The sequence below is a fragment of the Mesoflavibacter sp. CH_XMU1422-2 genome (genome assembly GCF_037029245.1).
Classification (GTDB): Bacteria; Bacteroidota; Bacteroidia; order Flavobacteriales; family Flavobacteriaceae; genus Mesoflavibacter; species Mesoflavibacter zeaxanthinifaciens.
Genome location: NZ_JAYMEE010000056.1, coordinates 78509 through 98682, shown reverse-complemented (window position 1 = coordinate 98682; position 20174 = coordinate 78509). Strand labels below are relative to the sequence as shown.

16 protein-coding genes are annotated in these 20174 nt (G+C 32.5%); 12 read left to right on the top strand and 4 right to left on the bottom strand.

Going from position 1 to position 20174, the window contains the following annotated elements; genetic code table 11:
- The first annotated feature begins 5 nt into the window (after positions 1-5).
- From glmS to WA340_RS06425, 5 genes are all read left to right on the top strand, one after another.
- Positions 6-1853: a glutamine--fructose-6-phosphate transaminase (isomerizing) gene (glmS, locus tag WA340_RS06445; protein ID WP_336127997.1), complete on the top strand. Its 1848-nt coding sequence runs from the start codon at positions 6-8 to the stop codon at positions 1851-1853.
- 191 nt (positions 1854-2044) lie between these two features.
- A complete protein-coding gene (locus tag WA340_RS06440; RefSeq protein ID WP_336127996.1) occupies positions 2045-4807 on the top strand; it encodes a TonB-dependent receptor in 2763 nt (920 codons plus the stop codon).
- Between the two features lie 11 nt (positions 4808-4818).
- Entirely contained in the window at positions 4819-6456 is a 1638-nt protein-coding gene (locus tag WA340_RS06435; RefSeq protein WP_336127995.1) for an SGNH/GDSL hydrolase family protein, read from the top strand.
- 168 nt (positions 6457-6624) lie between these two features.
- Positions 6625-8133: a F0F1 ATP synthase subunit beta gene (atpD, locus tag WA340_RS06430; protein ID WP_106677203.1), complete on the top strand. Its 1509-nt coding sequence runs from the start codon at positions 6625-6627 to the stop codon at positions 8131-8133.
- Between the two features lie 77 nt (positions 8134-8210).
- Positions 8211-8489: a F0F1 ATP synthase subunit epsilon gene (locus WA340_RS06425; RefSeq protein ID WP_336127993.1), complete on the top strand. Its 279-nt coding sequence runs from the start codon at positions 8211-8213 to the stop codon at positions 8487-8489.
- Between the two features lie 56 nt (positions 8490-8545).
- Here WA340_RS06425 and WA340_RS06420 read toward each other — a convergent pair whose 3' ends face one another.
- Both WA340_RS06420 and WA340_RS06415 read right to left on the bottom strand, forming a co-directional pair.
- Complete coding sequence (locus WA340_RS06420; protein WP_027879621.1) at positions 8546-8986, bottom strand: LexA family protein; 441 nt, start codon at positions 8984-8986, stop codon at positions 8546-8548.
- Between the two features lie 137 nt (positions 8987-9123).
- Positions 9124-10383 (bottom strand): Y-family DNA polymerase, encoded by a 1260-nt coding sequence (locus WA340_RS06415; RefSeq protein WP_336127992.1) that lies wholly within the window; start codon positions 10381-10383, stop codon positions 9124-9126.
- A gap of 133 nt (positions 10384-10516) precedes the next feature.
- Between WA340_RS06415 and WA340_RS06410 the strand changes: the two genes are divergently transcribed.
- The gene (locus tag WA340_RS06410; protein ID WP_336127991.1) at positions 10517-10930 is read left to right on the top strand and encodes a putative signal transducing protein; all 414 of its coding nucleotides are present in this window, start codon (positions 10517-10519) and stop codon (positions 10928-10930) included.
- Positions 10927-11454 (top strand): hypothetical protein, encoded by a 528-nt coding sequence (locus WA340_RS06405; RefSeq protein ID WP_336127989.1) that lies wholly within the window; start codon positions 10927-10929, stop codon positions 11452-11454. The genes WA340_RS06410 and WA340_RS06405 overlap by 4 nt, the downstream gene beginning before the upstream one ends.
- 6 nt (positions 11455-11460) lie before the next feature.
- Here the strand turns inward: WA340_RS06405 and WA340_RS06400 are convergent, their stop codons facing one another.
- The gene (locus WA340_RS06400; RefSeq protein WP_336127988.1) at positions 11461-12954 is read right to left on the bottom strand and encodes an aminotransferase-like domain-containing protein; all 1494 of its coding nucleotides are present in this window, start codon (positions 12952-12954) and stop codon (positions 11461-11463) included.
- A gap of 78 nt (positions 12955-13032) precedes the next feature.
- Between WA340_RS06400 and WA340_RS06395 the strand changes: the two genes are divergently transcribed.
- The 3 genes from WA340_RS06395 (at position 13033) to WA340_RS06385 (ending at position 16284) form a co-directional block, all read left to right on the top strand.
- On the top strand, positions 13033-14853 hold the full coding sequence (locus WA340_RS06395) for a TonB-dependent receptor plug domain-containing protein (protein WP_336127986.1): 1821 nt from the start codon (positions 13033-13035) through the stop codon (positions 14851-14853).
- Between the two features lie 67 nt (positions 14854-14920).
- Positions 14921-15790 (top strand): cupin-like domain-containing protein, encoded by an 870-nt coding sequence (locus tag WA340_RS06390; RefSeq protein ID WP_336127985.1) that lies wholly within the window; start codon positions 14921-14923, stop codon positions 15788-15790.
- A gap of 2 nt (positions 15791-15792) precedes the next feature.
- On the top strand, positions 15793-16284 hold the full coding sequence (locus WA340_RS06385; protein ID WP_336127983.1) for a DUF6646 family protein: 492 nt from the start codon (positions 15793-15795) through the stop codon (positions 16282-16284).
- A gap of 55 nt (positions 16285-16339) precedes the next feature.
- Here the strand turns inward: WA340_RS06385 and WA340_RS06380 are convergent, their stop codons facing one another.
- Complete coding sequence (locus WA340_RS06380) at positions 16340-16807, bottom strand: regulatory protein RecX (protein WP_336127982.1); 468 nt, start codon at positions 16805-16807, stop codon at positions 16340-16342.
- A 164-nt stretch (positions 16808-16971) separates the two neighbouring features.
- Between WA340_RS06380 and WA340_RS06375 the strand changes: the two genes are divergently transcribed.
- Positions 16972-17361 (top strand): hypothetical protein, encoded by a 390-nt coding sequence (locus tag WA340_RS06375; protein ID WP_336127981.1) that lies wholly within the window; start codon positions 16972-16974, stop codon positions 17359-17361.
- Between the two features lie 261 nt (positions 17362-17622).
- Positions 17623-20130: a hypothetical protein gene (locus WA340_RS06370; RefSeq protein ID WP_336127980.1), complete on the top strand. Its 2508-nt coding sequence runs from the start codon at positions 17623-17625 to the stop codon at positions 20128-20130.
- Positions 20131-20174 lie beyond the last annotated feature (44 nt).

The following is a 20174-nucleotide window of genomic DNA, read 5'->3' as shown; positions in this document are numbered from 1 at the left end:
AAATTATGTGTGGAATTGTAGGCTACATAGGAAAAAAAGAAGCTTATCCTATAGTAATGGAAGGCTTAAAAAGACTAGAATATAGAGGTTACGATAGTGCCGGTATAGCTCTTTACGATGGATCAGAACTAAAGTTATCAAAAACAAAAGGTAAAGTTGCTGATTTAGAAGAAAAAGTAAAAACAGAAATCTCAAAAGATGGTTCTGTAGGAATAGGTCATACACGTTGGGCTACTCATGGTGTACCAAACGATGTAAATTCTCATCCACATTATTCTAACTCTGGTGATTTAGTAATAATCCATAATGGAATTATTGAAAACTATGAGTCTATAAAAAAAGAGTTAATCAAACGTGGCTACACTTTCAAATCAGATACAGATACCGAAGTTTTAATAAACCTAATTGAAGACGTTAAGAAAAACGAAAAAGTTAAATTAGGAAAAGCAGTACAAATTGCTCTAAACCAAGTTGTAGGAGCTTACGCTATTGCTGTTTTTGACAAAAATAAACCAGACGAAATAGTCGTAGCTAAATTAGGAAGCCCATTAGCTATAGGTGTTGGAGAAGAAGAGTTTTTTATAGCAAGTGACGCATCACCTTTTTTAGAATATACTAAAAAAGCTATTTATTTAGAAGATGAAGAAATGGCTATTGTAAGACTTAAAAAAGGAGTTAAAATAAGAAAAATCAAAAACGATTCTTTAGTAGATCCTTACATTCAAGAATTAAAAATAAATTTAGAACAAATAGAAAAAGGTGGTTATGAACATTTCATGCTTAAAGAAATTCATGAACAACCAAACGCTATAAAAGACACCTACAGAGGAAGATTAAGAGTCAATGATAGCATTATAAAAATGGCTGGTATTGATGATAATCTAGAAAAATTCTTAAACGCTAATAGAATTATTATCGTCGCATGTGGTACGTCTTGGCACGCTGGTTTAGTTGCAGAATATATATTTGAAGACCTAGCAAGAATACCTGTTGAAGTAGAATATGCTTCTGAATTTAGATACCGTAATCCAGTAATTTCAGAAAAAGATGTTGTAATAGCAATTTCTCAATCTGGTGAAACTGCAGATACACTTGCTGCTATTAAATTAGCTAAACAAAAAGGAGCTTTTGTGTTTGGTGTCTGTAATGTTGTTGGCTCTTCTATAGCTAGAGAAACACACGCAGGTGCTTATACTCATGCAGGACCAGAAATTGGTGTTGCTTCAACAAAAGCATTTACAACTCAAATTACAGTACTAACGCTTATAGCTTTAAAATTAGCTAAATCTAATGGAAATTTATCTAATTCTGAATTTCAAAAACATTTAGTAGAATTAGAATTAATACCTAATAAAGTAGCTGAAGCTTTAAAATCTGACGACCATATAAAAATGGTAGCAGAAACCTATAAAGACGCAAAAAACTGTTTATACTTAGGTAGAGGATTTAATTTTCCAGTAGCTTTAGAAGGCGCTTTAAAACTAAAAGAAATTTCTTATATCCATGCAGAAGGTTATCCTGCTGCAGAAATGAAACACGGACCAATTGCATTGATTGATGATCAAATGCCAGTATTTGTAATTGCAACAAAAAAAGGGCATTACGAAAAAGTAGTAAGCAATATCCAAGAAATAAAATCAAGGTCAGGTAAAATAATAGGAATTGTAACTAAAGGAGACGAAGATGTTAAGCAATTAGCAGATCACGTTATTGAAGTTCCAGAAACTATCGAATCTTTAACTCCTTTATTAACAACAATACCATTACAACTTTTATCATATCATATTGCTGTGATGTTAGGTAAAAATGTTGATCAACCAAGAAACTTAGCAAAATCAGTTACTGTAGAATAAAAACTGAATTGTTAACACTAGCTTCAAAATCTTAAAATATTCAATAATCCCTAGTGATTTTTACGAATAATAGATTTTGAAGCTATTTTTTTTCACAAAAACTTATTATGCACGCATAATTTTCTTTCACTTTTTTTTAAGATTTAGTTAAAAAACGTATATTGCTACAATAATTAAACTAAATCTAAAAAATGAAGACAACCCTTAAAATTGCAATGTTGTTCTTTTGCGCCATTACTTTTGCGCAAACAACAATAACAGGTACAGTTGTAGATGATGTAAGTAAACAACCTATACCTAGTGCTAATGTTATTATCCTCGGAACTTCAGAAGGAACAGTAACAGACTTTGACGGAAATTTTACTTTAAACACAAACCAAACACCTCCTTTTAGTATACAAGTAAGTAGTGTTGGTTTTACAAGTCAAACAACCGAAATTACCTCAAACAATCAAAAAGTAGACATCGTGTTAACAGAAGGAACATCTTTAGATGAAGTTGTTATTTCTGCGTCTCGTACACCAGAACGTATTTTTGAATCTCCTGTAACGGTAGAGAGATTCGGTTTAAAAGAAATTAAAAACACTGCTTCTGTAGATTTTTATGATGGATTAGAAAACCTTAAGGGTGTAGACATTAATACAAATAGTTTAACATTCAAATCTATTAACACACGTGGTTTTGCAACATTTGCTAACACTAGATTTATGCAGTTAGTAGATGGTATGGATAACTCAGCTCCTGCGTTAAACTTCCCGTTAGGTAATTTATTAGGTATGACAGAAACTGATGTACTAAGTGTAGAGCTTTTACCTGGTGCATCTTCTGCTCTTTACGGTGCAAATGCCTTTAACGGAATCTTATTCATGAGAAGTAAAAACCCTTTTGACCATGAAGGAATTAGTGGTTATATTAAAAGAGGTATAACATCTCAAGAAGCTGCTGGAGACAATCCTTTAACAGATTTAGGTATTAGAATGGCTCATAAATTCTCAGATAAATTTGCTGTAAAAGTTAACTTTGGTTACTTAAAAGGAACTGATTGGGCTGCAACTAACGAAAAAGATAAATTAAATAGAGGCTTAACAAGATCAGACTATGACTATGATGGTATTAACGTTTATGGAGACGAGGTATCTACAAACATTAGATCTGCTTCAGGTTTAGGTATTATTCCCGATGTAACAGTAAGTAGAACTGGTTATAACGAAAGAGATCTAACTAACTATAATGCTGAAAGTATAAAAGCAGATTGGGGATTATATTTTAGACCATTTACTGATAGTGATTTTGAAATTGCTTATGTAGGAAAAGTTGGTTCTGGTAACACTATTTATCAAGGTGCAAATAGATACAATATCAATAATTTCTTTTTACAACAACATAAATTAGAAATTAGAGATAAAAACTTCTTTGTAAGAGGTTATGTAACAGAAGATAAAGCTGGAGATTCTTACGATATGGTTTTTACAGGAATCAACATTAATAGATCATGGAAGAGTGACCAAGATTGGTTTGGAGATTACATTGCAACCTTTGCAGGTATAGAGTTAAGTGGTAATCCTTTAGGCCTATCAGAACAACAAAAGCATGACGCTGCAAGAGCTGCTGCAGATACAGGAAGATATTTACCAGGAACACCAGAATTTCAAAACGCATTTAACAAAGTTATAAAAGATCCTGATTTAAGTACTGGATCTAAATTTCAAGATAATTCAAAAATCTATCATGCAGATGCTAATTATAACTTTAGTGACATGATTGATTTTGCTGAAATTCAAATAGGTGGATCTTATAGAAAGTATAATTTAAACTCTTTTGGAACTATTTATACAGATAATGATGGTCCTATTGATTATTCTGAAGTTGGTTTTTATACTCAAATCCAAAAAAACTTTGACTTAAGCGAAAATGTAGAATTAAAAGCAACAGGTTCTGTTCGTTATGATAAATCAGAATTATTTGACGGTTTCTTTTCTCCTAGATTATCTTTAGGATTTACAGTTAATAAAGATCATAACTTCCGTGCTTCAGTTCAAACAGGATTTAGAAACCCTACTACTCAAGACTTATACATTGGTTTAGATGTAGGAAGAGCTGTATTAGTTGGTGGTGCTTTAGATAACCCAGAAAGATATGTAGACACTTACAATGTAAGTCCTGCAGGTCAAGCCTTTACAAACTCTGCAACTATAGACTTCTCTGGACAAAGTGCTTATACAAACTCATACTTAGCTAACTCTGTACAAGATTTTGCAGAATCAACAAATCCTGCAGATTTAAGAGTAGCAAATTCTAACTTTGCTCAACCAGAACAAGTAACTTCTTTTGAAGTTGGATACAGAGGTAAATTAGATAAGTTTATAGTAGACGTTAGTGCATACTATAACTCTTACAAAGATTTCTTAGCTAATGAAACTGTAATCGCTCCTTTCTACGGAACAGTTGGAGATAACTCTTTATCTTTATTAGCTATTCAAAATGGAGATTACCAAGCTTATCAAACATACACTAACTCTGATGCTAACGTAAATTCTTACGGAACTGCATTAGGTGTAACAACTAAAGTCTTAAATGATTTTGACTTAGGATTTAACTATACATACGCAAAATTAGATTTTGATCAAGAAAATAATCCAGATTTTAGAACAAACTTCAATACTCCAGAACATAAAGTAAAAGCAACATTTGGTAATACAGAGTTATTTAAAAACTTTGGATTTAACGTTGCTTGGAGATGGAGTGATGCTTACTTCTGGGAAGCGTCTTTTGGTGATGGAGAAGTACCTGCATACCACACAATTGATGCACAAATCAACTACAGAGTTCCAAGTTTAAAATCTACATTTAAGGCTGGAGCAACAAACCTGTTAGGTGATGAGTACTTTACAGCATTTGGTACTGGATTTATTGGATCTCAATACTACGTATCTTGGACTATTAATAACCTATAAAATTTATGAAAATGAACAAATTAAAATATATATGGATACTTGCTGCAGCTTTAGGCTTTACAGCTTGTAGTGATGACGATAGTAGCTCAGATGATATATCTGGACCGCTTCCAGAATTAACAGCTGGAGATGCAAATTTTTCAACATACGTTTCTTTAGGTAACTCACTTACTGCTGGTTTTGCAGATGGAGCTTTATACAGAATATCTCAAGAAAACTCCATGCCTAATATACTATCAGGTCAATTTTCTTTAGTTGGTGGCGGTAACTTTAACCAACCACTAACAAATGATAATACTGGTGGGTTATTAATTAACGGTAGTCAACTTCCTGGTTTTGGTCCAAGATTGGTTTTTGATGGTAGTGGTCCAACTTCTATTACAAACTTAAACCCTATGGCTCAAACTACAACAGATATTGTTTTGAATAATCCAACTGGACCATTTAACAATATGGGTGTTCCAGGAGCTAAAAGTTTTCATTTATTAGCTCCAGGTTATGGTGATTTAAACGGTTTATTTGCAACGCCTGCGACTGCAAATCCTTATTTTGTAAGAATGGCTAGTTCACCAACAACATCTGTTATAGCAGATGCTATGGCACAAACACCAACGTTCTTTTCTTTATGGATAGGAAACAATGATGTTTTAGGTTATGCATTGTCTGGAGGAGAAAGTGATACTATGGCAGAAAATTATGATCCTATTACTGATCAAGCAACATTTGATTTTGCATATAATACTTTAGTAACAACGCTTACTTCTGGAGGCTCTCAAGGAGTAATTGCAAACATCCCAGATGTTACATCAATACCCCATTTTACAACTGTACCTTACAACCCTTTAAGTCCTGATAATCCTGATTTTGGTCCACAAATACCAACTTTAAACACGATTTTTGGAGCAATCAATCAAATATATGATGCTTTAGGACAACCAGAAAGAGCTATAGTTTTTTCTCAATCAGAGAATAGCCCTGTAGTTATTAAAGACGAAAGCTTAACAGATATTTCTGCTCAAATAACTGGAGCGCTTATGGCTAGTCCAACATTTCCTGCTTTTATCGCACAATTTGGGCTTCCTGCTCAAGCAGCTCCTTTAGTAGCAAACCTTTTAGGAAATACTTATGGTCAAACAAGACAAGCAACAGCTGCAGATTTATTTGTTTTACCAAGTAGTAGAGTAATTGGTACTGTAAATTCTGATTATGCTGCAGGTTTAGTGGCTCAAGGATTACCGCCAGCACTAGCTGGACAGTTCTCTGCAGAAGGAATAACTAAACCTTTAGATGACAAATGGGTTTTAATTCCATCAGAACAATCAGAAATAGCATCTGCTACTGCTGCATTTAATTCTATAATAGAAAGTGCAGCTAATAACGCAGGTTTAGCATTTGTTGACGCAAATACGTTATTAAATCAATTAGCCAATGGTGGTATTTCTTCTGGAGATTATTTATTAACAGCAAGTTTAGTTACTGGTGGAGCATTTTCTTTAGATGGTGTTCATCCAAACTCTAGAGGTTACGCTTTAATTGCAAACGAATTCTTAAAAGCTATAGATGCTACATATGGCTCTAACTTTGAAGCTTCAGGAAACCTAGTAAATATAGGTAACTACAATACAACATATTCTGCTGGATTAAACTAAATTAACAGCAAAATTTAAATTTATAAAACACCTTCATACAGAAGGTGTTTTTTTATATTCAAAATAAGAAAAAAGACCTTTTATTTTAAATAAAAACACCTATCTTTGCACGCGAAAACAGAAATAGTTTTCATTCAATTAAATACCATAATATTAAACAGATAAGTAATGTCAAAAGTTACAGGTAAAGTTGCACAAATAGTTGGTCCAGTTATCGATGTAGAATTCGGAGCCGGTACTGAACTACCAAAAATTTACGATTCATTAGAAATTAATAAGGCTGACGGCTCTAAGTTAGTACTAGAAGTACAATCTCACATTGGTGAAGATACTGTACGTACTATCGCTATGGACTCATCAGATGGTTTAAGTAGAGGAACAGAAGTTGTTGCAACTGGCGCTCCTATCCAAATGCCAATTGGTGGTGATGTTTACGGACGTTTATTTAACGTGATTGGAGATGCTATTGATGGTTTAGGAGACTTACCTAAAGCAGGAGAAGCTGGTTTACCAATTCACCGTCAAGCACCAAAATTTGAAGACTTATCTACTTCTACTGAAGTTTTATTTACAGGTATTAAAGTAATTGACTTAATCGAGCCTTACGCAAAAGGAGGTAAGATTGGATTATTTGGTGGTGCCGGAGTAGGTAAAACAGTATTAATCCAGGAGTTAATTAATAACATTGCAAAGGGTCACGGTGGACTTTCAGTATTTGCTGGAGTTGGAGAAAGAACTCGTGAAGGAAATGACCTTTTAAGAGAGATGTTAGAGTCGGGAATTATTAAGTATGGTGACGACTTTATGCACTCTATGGAAGAAGGCGGATGGGATCTTCAAAAAGTTGATAAAGCAGCTATGAAAGACTCTAAAGCAACTTTCGTTTTTGGACAAATGAACGAACCACCAGGAGCACGTGCGCGTGTTGCCTTATCTGGTTTAACAATAGCAGAATACTTCCGTGATGGCGCTGGAGATGGACAAGGAAAAGACGTACTTTTCTTCGTAGATAACATCTTCCGTTTTACACAAGCAGGATCTGAGGTATCTGCACTTTTAGGACGTATGCCTTCTGCGGTAGGTTACCAACCAACATTAGCAACAGAAATGGGTGCAATGCAAGAGCGTATTACGTCTACTAAAAAAGGATCTATTACATCTGTACAAGCGGTTTACGTACCTGCGGATGATTTAACGGATCCAGCACCAGCAACTACGTTTGCTCACTTAGATGCAACTACAGTATTATCTCGTAAAATTGCCGAGTTAGGTATTTATCCTGCGGTAGATCCATTAGATTCTACTTCAAGAATTTTAACTGCAGATATCTTAGGAAACGATCACTACGCTTGTGCACAAAGAGTTAAAGAGTTATTACAACGTTATAAAGAATTACAAGACATTATTGCTATCCTTGGTATGGAAGAATTATCTGAAGAAGACAAAATGGCTGTAGGTAGAGCACGTCGTGTACAACGTTTCTTATCTCAACCTTTCCACGTAGCAGAGCAATTTACTGGTATTCCTGGAGTATTAGTAGACATTAAAGATACTATTAAAGGATTTAACATGATTATGGATGGTGAATTAGACCACTTACCAGAAGCAGCGTTTAACCTTAAAGGAACAATTGAAGAAGCTATAGAAGCTGGAGAAAAAATGTTAGCTGAAGCGTAAAATCAGTTGGCAGTATTCAGTATTCAGTCCTCAGTGCGACTGCAAACTGCAGACTGCAAACTGCAAACTAAAAAAATATGTATTTAGAAATTGTATCACCAGAAGCTACTTTATTTAGCGGAGAAGTAACTAGTGTTACCGTACCTGGTTTAAACGGAGACTTTGAGATGTTAAACAATCACGCTCCTATTGTCTCTATATTAAAAGAAGGTACTGTTAAAATTACTGGTAATATAGAGTTAGATGAAACTGTAGAAGATCGCTTTACTAAAGGCGATAAAAACACTACTTTACTAAAAATAAGTTCTGGTACAATCGAAATGAAAGATAACAAAGTAATTGTTTTAGCAGATTAATAAAACATTACTTTTACAATTAAAAAACGCGAAGCAAATGCTTCGCGTTTTTTGTTTTATACCTTTTTAATAACGTTGGTAACAATACCCCAAATTAAAAAATTATTGTCTTCTGTGATCTTAATGATAGGATAATTTGGGTTTTCTGGTTGTAACCAAACTTCTTCTTTTTCTACCCGTAGACGTTTTACTGTAAACTCGCCATCTAAAAAACAAACTGCTATTTTATTGTTTGCTGGCTCTAAACTACGGTCTATAACTAACAAATCATTATCGTCTAATCCGGCACCTATCATAGACTGACCGCTTACACGTGCATAAAAAGTAGCTTCTTTGTTTTTTACTAACGTCTCGTCTAATGATAGACGTTCTTCTTTAAAATCTTCTGCTGGCGATGGAAATCCTGCCGAAATACCTGCATCAAAAAAATGAGCTCCGGATTGTGCTGTTGCATCTGGTATGTAAAAGGTTAAACTTCCTGATTTGTGCTTGATCATAGTTAAGTCTTTTTGTTAGCAAATAGTTGCGTTAGGGATTGCAGCATTGTTGGAGCGCCTTGCAAAGCGCGACTGCGAAAAGCCCGACCCGATAGGGTAACGCCCAAATTATATGTTATGTTTTTTAATTATAATGGTTATTTAACTTTTATAATGTCGTTTATATTGGTTGTATACCTAGGCGATAATCGTTCTTGGCGCATCTTCCAAGTACGATCTAGGTCTTGACTTGCTAATTTAATTTTATTTGTGTGATATTTTAAATTTATTTGATCTATTGTTTGCATTAGTGGTAAATGCTTTGGATTTTCTTTTTCGAAAATATTGAGTTGATAATTGTTTGTGGGTACAAAACCTGTTATCATTACGCCTGCTTTTTTATATTCTATCCCTTTTTTAAAAATTTTAGTTACTGCATTAACTGCTGTATTACTAATTATTAAAGATGAATTGGTTGCATAAGGCAAGTGCACTGCTCTGCTTTCTGAATGTTGTGCTTGTTCTTTTTTATGCTTATTACTTTTTAAAAAAACAATTATGGTATGACAGCTAGAGTGTTGTTTACGTAACTTTTCTGCACAAGTTACTGCAAAGGTTGCTACACGCTCTTTTATATAACTTAAATCAGAATACGTATAATCAAAACTACGTGTTGTGGCTATTACTTTTTTAGCTTGATCGTATTCTTCTAAAGTTAATGTTGGTATGCCATTTAAATCGCGATGTAATCGTGCTTCTACTACAGAAAAATTTGATTTTATCCAATCTTCTGGCAAATTAGCAAAGTCTAAAGCTGTTTTGCATCCTTTGGCTTTTAATCGTTTTGATAATTGTCTTCCTATGCCCCAAACGTCTTCAATTTTTAGCCATTTTAATGCTTTTATACGCTTATCTTCGGTATCTATTACGTAAACGCCTTTTGTTTGATTAGGATATTTTCTAGCAATCTTATTAGCTACCTTACTTAACCCTTTTGTAGTTGCTATACCTACACAGGTTGGTATGCCTGTCCATTTTAAAATACGCTGTCTTATTTGCTGCCCATAATTGTCTAAATTATAATTTTCAAATCCTTTAAATTGCAAAAAGGATTCGTCTATACTATACACCTCAACATCTGGTGTAAACTGTTTTAAAATAGACATAACACGACTACTCATATCGCCATACAGTGGATAATTTGATGAAAGTACGTGTATATTATTAGTTTTACAGAAGTTTTCCCATTTAAAAATTGGCGCGCCCATAGGTAAACCTAAAGCTTTAGCCTCGTCACTACGCGAAATCACACAACCATCATTATTGCTAAGTATAGCAACTGGTTTACCGTTAAGGTTTGGGTTAAATACGCGCTCGCAAGAGGCATAAAAATTATTACAATCTACTAATGCAAACATATGTGTAAAATTACATAATATGTTTGAATTTATAATGAGTTTTTTATATTGAAGAATGTTAAAATTTAAATGAATAATAGTAACTTGTAACACTTTAATCCTTTTATCTACTAATTAATATAGATAATAAAACATGTCACCAACCTTTAAAACCATAGCAAAATTTCAGTATTCTGCAGAAGCGCAGATTATAAAAGGTCGTTTAGAATCTGAAGGTATTGAAGTGTTTTTAAGCGACCACTTGACCATAGATACAGATCCTTTGGTAAGCAATGCTATTGGTGGCGTTAAACTAAAAGTATTAGCTAAAGACGCTTTAAGAGCGCAACATATTTTAGAAACCATTAATAAATATTCGGTAGATGATGATGGTAACGCTATACACTGTCCTAATTGTAACAGTAGTAAAGTAGCTATGTTTTCTACTATTAAAGATTTTAAATCTTTTTTTTCTTTTATGGTTGGCTTTTTGTTTGGCACACTTCCCTTTTATGCTAAGGATAAGTATAAATGTGATGATTGTAAAACTGAATTTGATATTAAATGAATGATCACATTGTTATAGATGAAAAAGTTAAACCCTTTTGGCAAACAATAATCGCTGCATTAGCTTTTACTCTTGCTTTAGCTTTTATTTTATATAGCATTTTTTATTTAAAATGGGATGATAAAAACTCTGCCTATAGTGGTAAAACGTTTACAAGAGGATTATATCTTATTTTAATTGGTATTGTTCTTAGTGTGCATAAGAGAATTTATATTGATTTAGAAAAATCTAGATTTAGATCCACTAACGAAGTTGGACCTATTAAAATAGGTAATTGGGTTACTATTAATAATTACGAATATATTTCAATTTTTACACAACCTTTAACCGATGGAAGTTTTACTTTTAAAGTAAATCTCTGGTATGACAAGAATAAGCATTTTACACTTTATGAAAAGAATAATTTTGAATCTGCTTTAGAGTTAGCTTATATTCTTTCAGAAAAATTAAATATTGATTTATTAGACGCAACAATACCTAACGACTTTAAATGGATAGATAAGGACAGCTTAAAAAACAGCTAGCAGTAATCACAGTCTAACCGCATCAAAAGACTGTTTCAAAATTTTAACTACGGTTTCAATTTCATCTTCATTTAAGTGGCCAAAACCTAATCGTATAGCACAAAGTGATTTGTTTTGATACAATATGGTTTTTGGTAAAAATAAATTGTTAGTTTTTGCTTTTTCGGCTAATTGAAATAAAGATATACTCGTATTAAATTCTAACCATATTGCTAATCCACCATCAGGGATTTTCCAAGTAGCTATATCTTTAAAATGGATAGTTAAACATTTGGACAAATAATCTCTGCGTTGTTTGTAAACCGTAATATTTTTCTTGATTAATCGGTTAATTTCACCTTCTGCAATAAGCTCAGACAACATTTGTTTTTGTATTAAATCGCCTTGTTTGTCTAATAGCTGAAGGTAATTATTAGCTTCTTTAATTACGTTTTGCGGCGCGATTAAAAATCCTATTTGAAAACTAGGAAAAAAAGATTGTCCTAAACGTCCTAGATAGATCACAACGCCTTCACTATCTGCACTTGCCATAGGCAACATTGCCGATCCATTAAATTGAAAATCGTAATCAAAATCGTCTTCAATTATAGCAAAATTATAAGCTTTAGCTAGTTGTAGTAATTTAACACGTCTTTCGGCAGACAATGTAACTGTTGTTGGGTATTGCCTATGCGCACAAACATAAACACATCTAATACTGTTTTTGGTAAAATGCTGTTCTATAAAATCTACTTCTATTCCGTTATGATCAACAGGTATGGTAATTAAATTTGCACCAGCTTGCTGAAAAATCATATTTGATTTATAAGGACTTAATTGCGCAACCAATACCACATCGTTTTTTTTAATAAGTAATTGCGATACGATATACAAACTCATTTCTGTACTTCGTGTACTTAAAATATTATGCGGCATTATGTAAAAACCGCGTGTTGCATTTAAATAATTACACAGTTGTTTATTAAATATAGAATAGAATTGATCTTGGGTTTGATTCCATTTAGACACTAAAGTTGGACGTTTCATAGATGCACTATACCAACGCGAAAATTGATGTGTTGGATGCAATCTTAAATCCGGTTGTCCATCGTTTAGCACATATGCACAATCAGAATTTTCTTCTGTAGATGCTAAATTAAATGAAGATTGAAATGAAAACCCTGCTGTTTCTGGATACGTCTTTAATTTTTCTAATCCTTGCGCAGCACCTTTAATTGCTGCTGTTTTCTTTTCGGGCATTAAAATAAAAGTACCTTTATTTGCAACTATATCTACCCAACCTTGTGATGCTAATTCGTCATAAACTGCGACTACTGTATTGCGATTTACACCAAGTAATTCGCCAAACTTTCTGGTTCCTGGTAACTTCGTTCCTTCGGTTAAATAACCACGTTGTATGGCATTAATAACTTGCTGTGCAATCTGAATGTACTTGGGCGAAACAGATGTATTATCTAAAGTTAGTAATGTTAATAATATGTCTTCAACCGGACTATTCATTGTTTTAAAACTGGACTAGTTTACTAATCCGGAAAGTTACGAATTTTGCAGCTTCAAAAATCACATAAAAAATTTATTATGAAATTGACTCGTTTTTTTATCGGGCTAAGCGTTTTAACAACAAGTTTACAAGCGCAAGATTTACAAAAAGAACAACAATTAGACTCGGTTGTTATCTCTTCTACTAGAATAGATTTACCGTTTAAAGAAAATTCAAGAACTATCACTGTAGTTTCTTCTTCAGATATAAAAAATAGCGCAGCTAATAATGTTGCCGATGTATTACAACAATTTGCAGGCGTAGATATTAGACGTCGTGGTACTGCTGGTAGCCAAGCAGATTTACATATTCGTGGTGGCGGATTTGACCAAACTTTACTACTTATTGATGGTATAAAAATGGACGATGCGCAAACAGGACATCACACCATGAATGCCGCTTTACCGTTAGAAGTTATAGAACGCATAGAGATTATTAAAGGTCCAGCAGCACGTGTTTTTGGGCAAAACGCTTTTACTGGTGCTATAAATATTGTAACAAAAAACAGTTTAAAAAATACGGTATCTGCAAAATTAGAAACAGGTAGTTTTGGACAATTAAACGCAGGAGTAACAGTTGGTGCAGATTTAGAAAACTCGTCACACATTGTACACATAGATAAAATGACTTCTGAAGGTTACCGTTATAACACAGATTACGATAACAGCAATTATTTTGTAAAAAGTGTTTTTAATAAGAAGAAAAAAGCGATTGAAATGATTGCTACGTTTCAAGAGCGAAAATTTGGTGCTAACGGTTTTTACGCTCGCGAAAGTGCTATTGATCAATACGAAGAAACACAAAATAGTTTATTAGCTTTTTCAACACAATTTAAAACCGAAAATCTAACCATAAAACCACGTGTATATTGGAAGCGTAATCAAGATGAATACATTTACATACGTAACAATCCAACAGTCTACAGAAATCTTCATATTTCTGATAAAATAGGAACTGAAGTCAATGCGTCTTACAAGTCTAGTTTAGGTGTTACTGGCTTTGGTGTAGATTTATCTAAGGTCTATTTAAGAAGTAATAATTTAGGCAACAGACAGCGTTTTATGTCTACTTTATTTTTAGAACATAGATTTAAATTATTAGATGAAAATCTAGATATTACACCTGGTGTTGCAGTAACGTATTTTTCCGATTTTAAATTTTATGCGTTTCCTGGTTTAGATCTTGGTTACCGTTTAAATAATAACTTAAAAGTCTATGGAAACATTGGTTATACTTACAGAATACCAACATATACAGACTTATATTATAGTGACCCAAGTACTCTTGGTAACGAAAATTTAGAAGTAGAAGAAGCTTTTTCTCAAGAAATAGGACTTAAATATTTGTCGTCTAAATTTTCAGTATCTGCAGCAGTGTATAATAGAGATGCAAAAAACTTAATTGATTACATAAGACCAAATACTTCAATTTCATTTTTTGAGGCTACAAATATTGCAGAAGTAAACACAAAAGGATTTGAGGTTGATGCGCAATATCATTTCAGCTTAAATAATTACAAGCAAACTTTTGCAGTTGGTTATAACTTTATGGAAGATAACATTTTAGATCAAAATAAAGATTTATCGCGTTATTCTTTAAACACCTTAAAACATCATTTTACATCGCGTTTAAGCACACAGTTATTCAAAAACATCACTCAAAATATCGTTTACAAACATGCAGAACGTACTACAGGAGACAGCTATAACGTATGGGACGCATCTTTAGAAGCTAGATTAAAACAATTTACGCTTACCGCAACTGCAAGTAATATTTTTAATGCCGATTATATAGAAGCTGGCTTTGTACCAATGCCTCCAAGCAACGTTTTATTTGGTCTTAGATATAATTTTAACTAAGCTATAACTATAGCCTAGTTATTATTTGGTAACGTTTTATTAACTTTGTTCTCTAAATTTTTAATTTTTGAAATTAAATCTTCAAGACATACCAAGGGTTAAAACGATAACCAAAGAAGACTTTATAAAAAACTACTTCAAACCACAAAAACCAGTGGTTATAGAAGAGTTTATTACAGATTGGCCTGCTCATTCTAAATGGAGTTTAGATTACATTAAAGAGATTGCTGGAGATAAAACTGTACCTCTTTATGATGATAGACCAGTAGATTATAAAGACGGATTTAATGAGCCACATGCAAAAATGAAAATGAGCGAATATGTAGATTTGCTTAAACGTGAGCCTACTAAATACCGTATTTTTCTGTGGAATATTTTAAAAGAAGTCCCGCAATTGCAAAAGGATTTTAAGTTTCCTGATTTTGGATTACGTTTAATGAAAGGCTTACCAATGTTATTTTTTGGTGGTCGCGATAGCTATACGTTTATGCACTATGACATAGATTTAGCTAACATTTTTCACTTTCATTTTGAAGGAAAAAAACAGTGTATTTTATTTGACCAGAAACAGAATAAACACTTATACAAAATACCACACTCTTTAATTACAAGAGAAGATATAGATTTTGCTAATCCTGATTTTAACAAATGGCCAGCCTTAAAAAATGCAAAAGGTTGGGTTTGTAATTTAAATCATGGAGAAGTTTTATACATGCCAGAAGGTTATTGGCACTATATGCGCTATTTAACACCAGGTTTTTCTATGAGTTTACGCGCTATAGCACGAAACCCAAAAAACTTAGGAAAAGCCATATATAACGTATTTATTATGCGAAGCATAGATAACGTTATGCGCAGAATTAAAGGTCAAAAATGGATAGATTGGAAAAACCAACAAGCCATTACAAACACAAATAAATATTTAACTAAATCTTAAAAATGAAAAAAGGATTATTAATACTTGCTTGTTTAATTACAAGTCTAGTAACTGCTCAAACTTTTGAAGGTAAAGGCGACCAAAAATTACAGATAGGTGCAAACTTTCAAGATAATGTAAACGGAATTGTAATTACATACGATTATGGCTTAGGCGAAAACATTTCGGTTGGAGTTGTTGGTGGTTATGCCCTTAATTTAAACAATGGTTTAAACGCAGATTTTGAAGATAGAATAGACTTAAAAGCACGCTTTAACGCTAACTTAGGTAATGTCATTAACATTAGTGACAACTTTGATGTTTATCCTGGGATTAGCTTAAGTTTAAAGAATTTTGGCGGACACCTTGGTATGCGTTATTTCTTCTCAGACGGTTTTGGATTATTTACAGAATTTGGTACTACTTTTGCCAAATATAACTCGGATGCCTTAACACCTGCAGAAAAAATAAACAATCAGTTTAATGCTAATATTGGAGCTGTATTTAATTTATAGACCAATAAAATTATAAAAAGAAAAGCCTTTCTCTGTTTAAGTTGAAAGGCTTTTTTTATGGAATTAACTCGTTTACTTTATCATATACTAAATGTGTTTCCCAACCACGATAAAGCAGGTAATCTATTAGTTTTTTCTTCTTTTTAAACTTATTAGGTTCTTTAATAGATTCTAGTTTCTTTTCTGCTAATTGATTAAACGTTCTATAGTAATCAACTTCATCAATTATTTTTAAAGCTGCACTAATATTATAACTAGAAATATCTTTTCGTTTCAACTCTAATTTTAAGCGTTGTTTTCCCCACTTTTTTATATTGAATTTACCACTTACAAAAGCTTTTGCATAGCGTTCTTCATTTAAAAAATTATGTTCTAATAAATGTACTACAATATGGTCTCTTACCTCAGGTATCATTTGCATTTGTATCAATTTTTGAGTCACTTCTTTATGGCAACGTTCTTGATACGCACAATAATGCTCTAGTTTTTTTATGGCTTCTTCTAATGTGTAAGAGTTATTCATCTATCATTTATAGTTCACTAAATTAAATAAATATTAAAAAAAGAGCACACAATATTATGTAATGATTAAATATAAATATAAATCACTGTAATTCATAGAAATAGAAATTAATCCCTTAAGAATTTTCCTATATTTCAGACAAATTAATAGTCAAAAAATACAACATGAATAAATTTCTCCTCTCTTTAATGGCATTGCTATGCCTTAATTTTTCGTTTGGGCAAATATTATCAAATGACTGCTCTTCTTTAAGCCAAAGCACTTGGACTTTTAATAGTATTACACAAAATTCAGGATATTGGTTACTTGACGCATCTTCAGATGAAGTCATTACAGAAATCATAGACTTATGTGCATACAGCTCCTTAACTCTAACATCAAATTTAAGATCTTATGGTAGTGGAACACCTCCGGAATGTACTATTGAAATTTCTGATAACAATGGAGCCAATTGGACTGCTGCTAGCACGACACTTACAAGCATACCTAATACCTATACTGATTATAATTTCAATTTTGGTCCAATTACAAGTACAACTGTGCAAATAAGATAGACAAAAACTGGAGGCACAAGAGGCTTAAGAATAAATAATATTGAATTAACTGGAGTTGGAGGAGGAAGTTGTGGTTCTCCAGCAGACATAGATAAAACTTTCTAACAATCAAAAAATAGTCAAAAAGTTTATCAAAAAATAAACATAATTGTTTTTTACCGCTAAAAACTTAAGCTTCAACTAATAAAGTTGAAGCTTTTTGTTTTAAAATATTTTAGAGAATATATTTATACTTAATTAATTCATTTAAAAACCCTCAAAATGAAAAAGATTACGCTTTTACTAATATTCTTTATATATAGTTCTGTATCATTTAGTCAAACCTTTTTACAACCAGGCGAGATCATTATAACTGGTTATAACGCAGATAATACAGACCAGTTTACTTTTGTTTTATTAACTGAAACCACAACAGGTACAATTGCAAAATTTACAGATAAAGCTTGGAATAATACAACATCAACTTTTTCTGGGTCAGAAGGTGTAATTGTTTGGGAATCTGATCAAAATTTACCTTGTGGTACTGAAATTACAATTACAGAAACTGTAGGAAATATTTTTGTGCCTTCAATCGGTACAATTACTAATAATCCTACAGGTGGTTTTGCATTAAACGCTTCAGGAGAACAAATTTTAGTATTTAGAGGAGCAACTGCTACACCTGTTTTTATGTATGGTATTAGTTTTGATAGTACTGGTTGGACTTATAATGCTGGAAATAATAATACAACCTCAGACTTACCAACAACATTAACTCTTGGTACATCTGCTATAGATTTAGGAGGAAATATTTCTAACGCAAAATATAATTGTACAACAACTACTACAACTGCTAATATTTTAGCAGATGCTGGTTTAACTTCTAATTGGTTAACATCATCAACACGATTTGCAGATTTAGGCGGTTGTGGCTACACGTGTGATGTTGCAAACCCATGTGGAACAATAACAGCAACCTGGGCAAGTGGCGCTTGGCAAAGTGGTATTTTACCAGATTTAACTAAAAGTGTAGTAATTAATGATTACTACGACACTTCAACTCAAGGTAGTTTTAGTGCTTGTAGTTTAACAATATCTGCTGGTAACACCTTATTTATAGCAGATAACACTTTTATTGAAGTTCAAAGAGATGTAGATAATAGTGGATTTATTAACCTACAAACAGCTGGAAGTTTTTTACAGAATGACAATACTCAAAACTTTGTCAACAATGGAGCTGGTTCGTCTTCAGTAACTAAAGAAACAGCAATAATCAATAATTGGTATGAATATACTTATTGGAGTAGTCCTGTTACTGGTGAAACAATAGAGAATACATTTTTTACAACAAATCCAGATAGACGTTTTTACTTTAACGCAGCTAATTTTTCTGATTTGTTCTATGAAGTCGGCAACAACAATACATTAACAGCTTATACAGCCTCAGATACATTAGATGATATTGATGACAATGGTGACGATTGGCAATATGCTTCTGGGATAATGACACCTGGTGTTGGCTACGCTGCAACACTGTCCCCTACATCTTTTAGTATTGGTGGCGGCTCTGGTAATAACTTTGCGCATATCTTTTCGGGACCTTTTAATAATGGATTAATAAACGTTGCTGTAGTTAGAAATGATGATAGTAGTACTAGTGCAATACCAGATAATAATTGGAATTTTATTGGTAACCCTTATCCTTCTGCTATTGATGTAGATTTATTTTTTGCTGCAAATAAATACTCAACATCTAATACAGAAGGCACATTAGATGGTAGCATCTATTTATGGTCACAAAATACACCACCTTCAGATAATAACAATGGTAATCAAATCCTAAATTTTTCTGGGTCAGATTACGCAATCATAAATGGTGTTGGTGAAACTGCAGGAGGAGATGGTGTTACTCCTACTAGACATATTGCTTCTGGACAAGGCTTTTTTGTAAACTATGATGATTATGCGACAACACCTGGAACAGTAATATTTAATAATGGTATGCGTGTTAAATCTAATAACGATCAATTTTTTAGATATTCAAATACAACTACTTCAAACATTAATAACGAAAGTGACAACTTTCATGTAGAAAAGCTTCGTTTAAACTTAACATCAGACAATGGTGTATTTAACCAAATCTTAATTGCCTACAATACTTTAGCTACAAACAATTTTGATGGCTCATATTATGATGCTGCCAAAAATTTATCTTCTAACACTGCGGTTAAATTTGGTTCTATAATAGATAACAATCCAAATCTATTTGCTATACAAGCAAGAAACATTAGTGGTTTAAATGAAGATGAGATTATACCTATAGCTTTTAAAACTTCTATAAATGTAGCTACAATTTACACTATTTCAATTGACAATTTGGAAGGTGATTTTTTAACTAATAACCCTATTTATCTTAAAGACAATTTAACCTCTACAATTCACGATTTAACTGCAAGTGATTACAACTTTACTTCTAATGTTGGTGAGTTTAACAATCGTTTTGAGATTGTTTTCAACAACGCTAGTTTAGGTATTGATAATGAAGATATATCTTCAAATAACCTTTCTATTATTGAGCTAGAAAATGACAATGTAATGTTTAAAGTCGGTCAGAATCTTAAGATTAAAACAATTGAAATATTTGACACTTTAGGAAAAGTAATTTACTCTTTTAAAGGTGATAATTACTCTGAAATTTACAATTTAAAAAATCTAAATGAAAATCTTTACATAGCTAAAGTTACATTAAACAATGGACAAACCATTACTAAAAAAGCTATGAAAAAATAAAAGCAACGTGTAAATGCTAATCCCTAAACCAGTATTAACTAATT

Bases quoted from the DNA above. Each gene is read 5' to 3' on its own strand.
- WA340_RS06440 (WP_336127996.1), top strand. From the start codon at position 2,045: ATGAAGACAACCCTTAAAATTGCAATGTTGTTCTTTTGCGCCATTACT.
- WA340_RS06405 (WP_336127989.1), top strand. From the start codon at position 10,927: ATGAATGATCACATTGTTATAGATGAAAAAGTTAAACCCTTTTGGCAA.
- WA340_RS06400 (WP_336127988.1), bottom strand. From the start codon at position 12,954: ATGAATAGTCCGGTTGAAGACATATTATTAACATTACTAACTTTAGAT.
- WA340_RS06370 (WP_336127980.1), top strand. From the start codon at position 17,623: ATGAAAAAGATTACGCTTTTACTAATATTCTTTATATATAGTTCTGTA.
- atpD (WP_106677203.1), top strand. From the start codon at position 6,625: ATGTCAAAAGTTACAGGTAAAGTTGCACAAATAGTTGGTCCAGTTATC.
- WA340_RS06415 (WP_336127992.1), bottom strand. From the start codon at position 10,383: ATGTTTGCATTAGTAGATTGTAATAATTTTTATGCCTCTTGCGAGCGC.
- WA340_RS06425 (WP_336127993.1), top strand. From the start codon at position 8,211: ATGTATTTAGAAATTGTATCACCAGAAGCTACTTTATTTAGCGGAGAA.
- WA340_RS06385 (WP_336127983.1), top strand. From the start codon at position 15,793: ATGAAAAAAGGATTATTAATACTTGCTTGTTTAATTACAAGTCTAGTA.
- glmS (WP_336127997.1), top strand. From the start codon at position 6: ATGTGTGGAATTGTAGGCTACATAGGAAAAAAAGAAGCTTATCCTATA.
- WA340_RS06420 (WP_027879621.1), bottom strand. From the start codon at position 8,986: ATGATCAAGCACAAATCAGGAAGTTTAACCTTTTACATACCAGATGCA.
- WA340_RS06375 (WP_336127981.1), top strand. From the start codon at position 16,972: ATGAATAAATTTCTCCTCTCTTTAATGGCATTGCTATGCCTTAATTTT.
- WA340_RS06435 (WP_336127995.1), top strand. From the start codon at position 4,819: ATGAACAAATTAAAATATATATGGATACTTGCTGCAGCTTTAGGCTTT.
- WA340_RS06395 (WP_336127986.1), top strand. From the start codon at position 13,033: ATGAAATTGACTCGTTTTTTTATCGGGCTAAGCGTTTTAACAACAAGT.
- WA340_RS06380 (WP_336127982.1), bottom strand. From the start codon at position 16,807: ATGAATAACTCTTACACATTAGAAGAAGCCATAAAAAAACTAGAGCAT.
- WA340_RS06410 (WP_336127991.1), top strand. From the start codon at position 10,517: ATGTCACCAACCTTTAAAACCATAGCAAAATTTCAGTATTCTGCAGAA.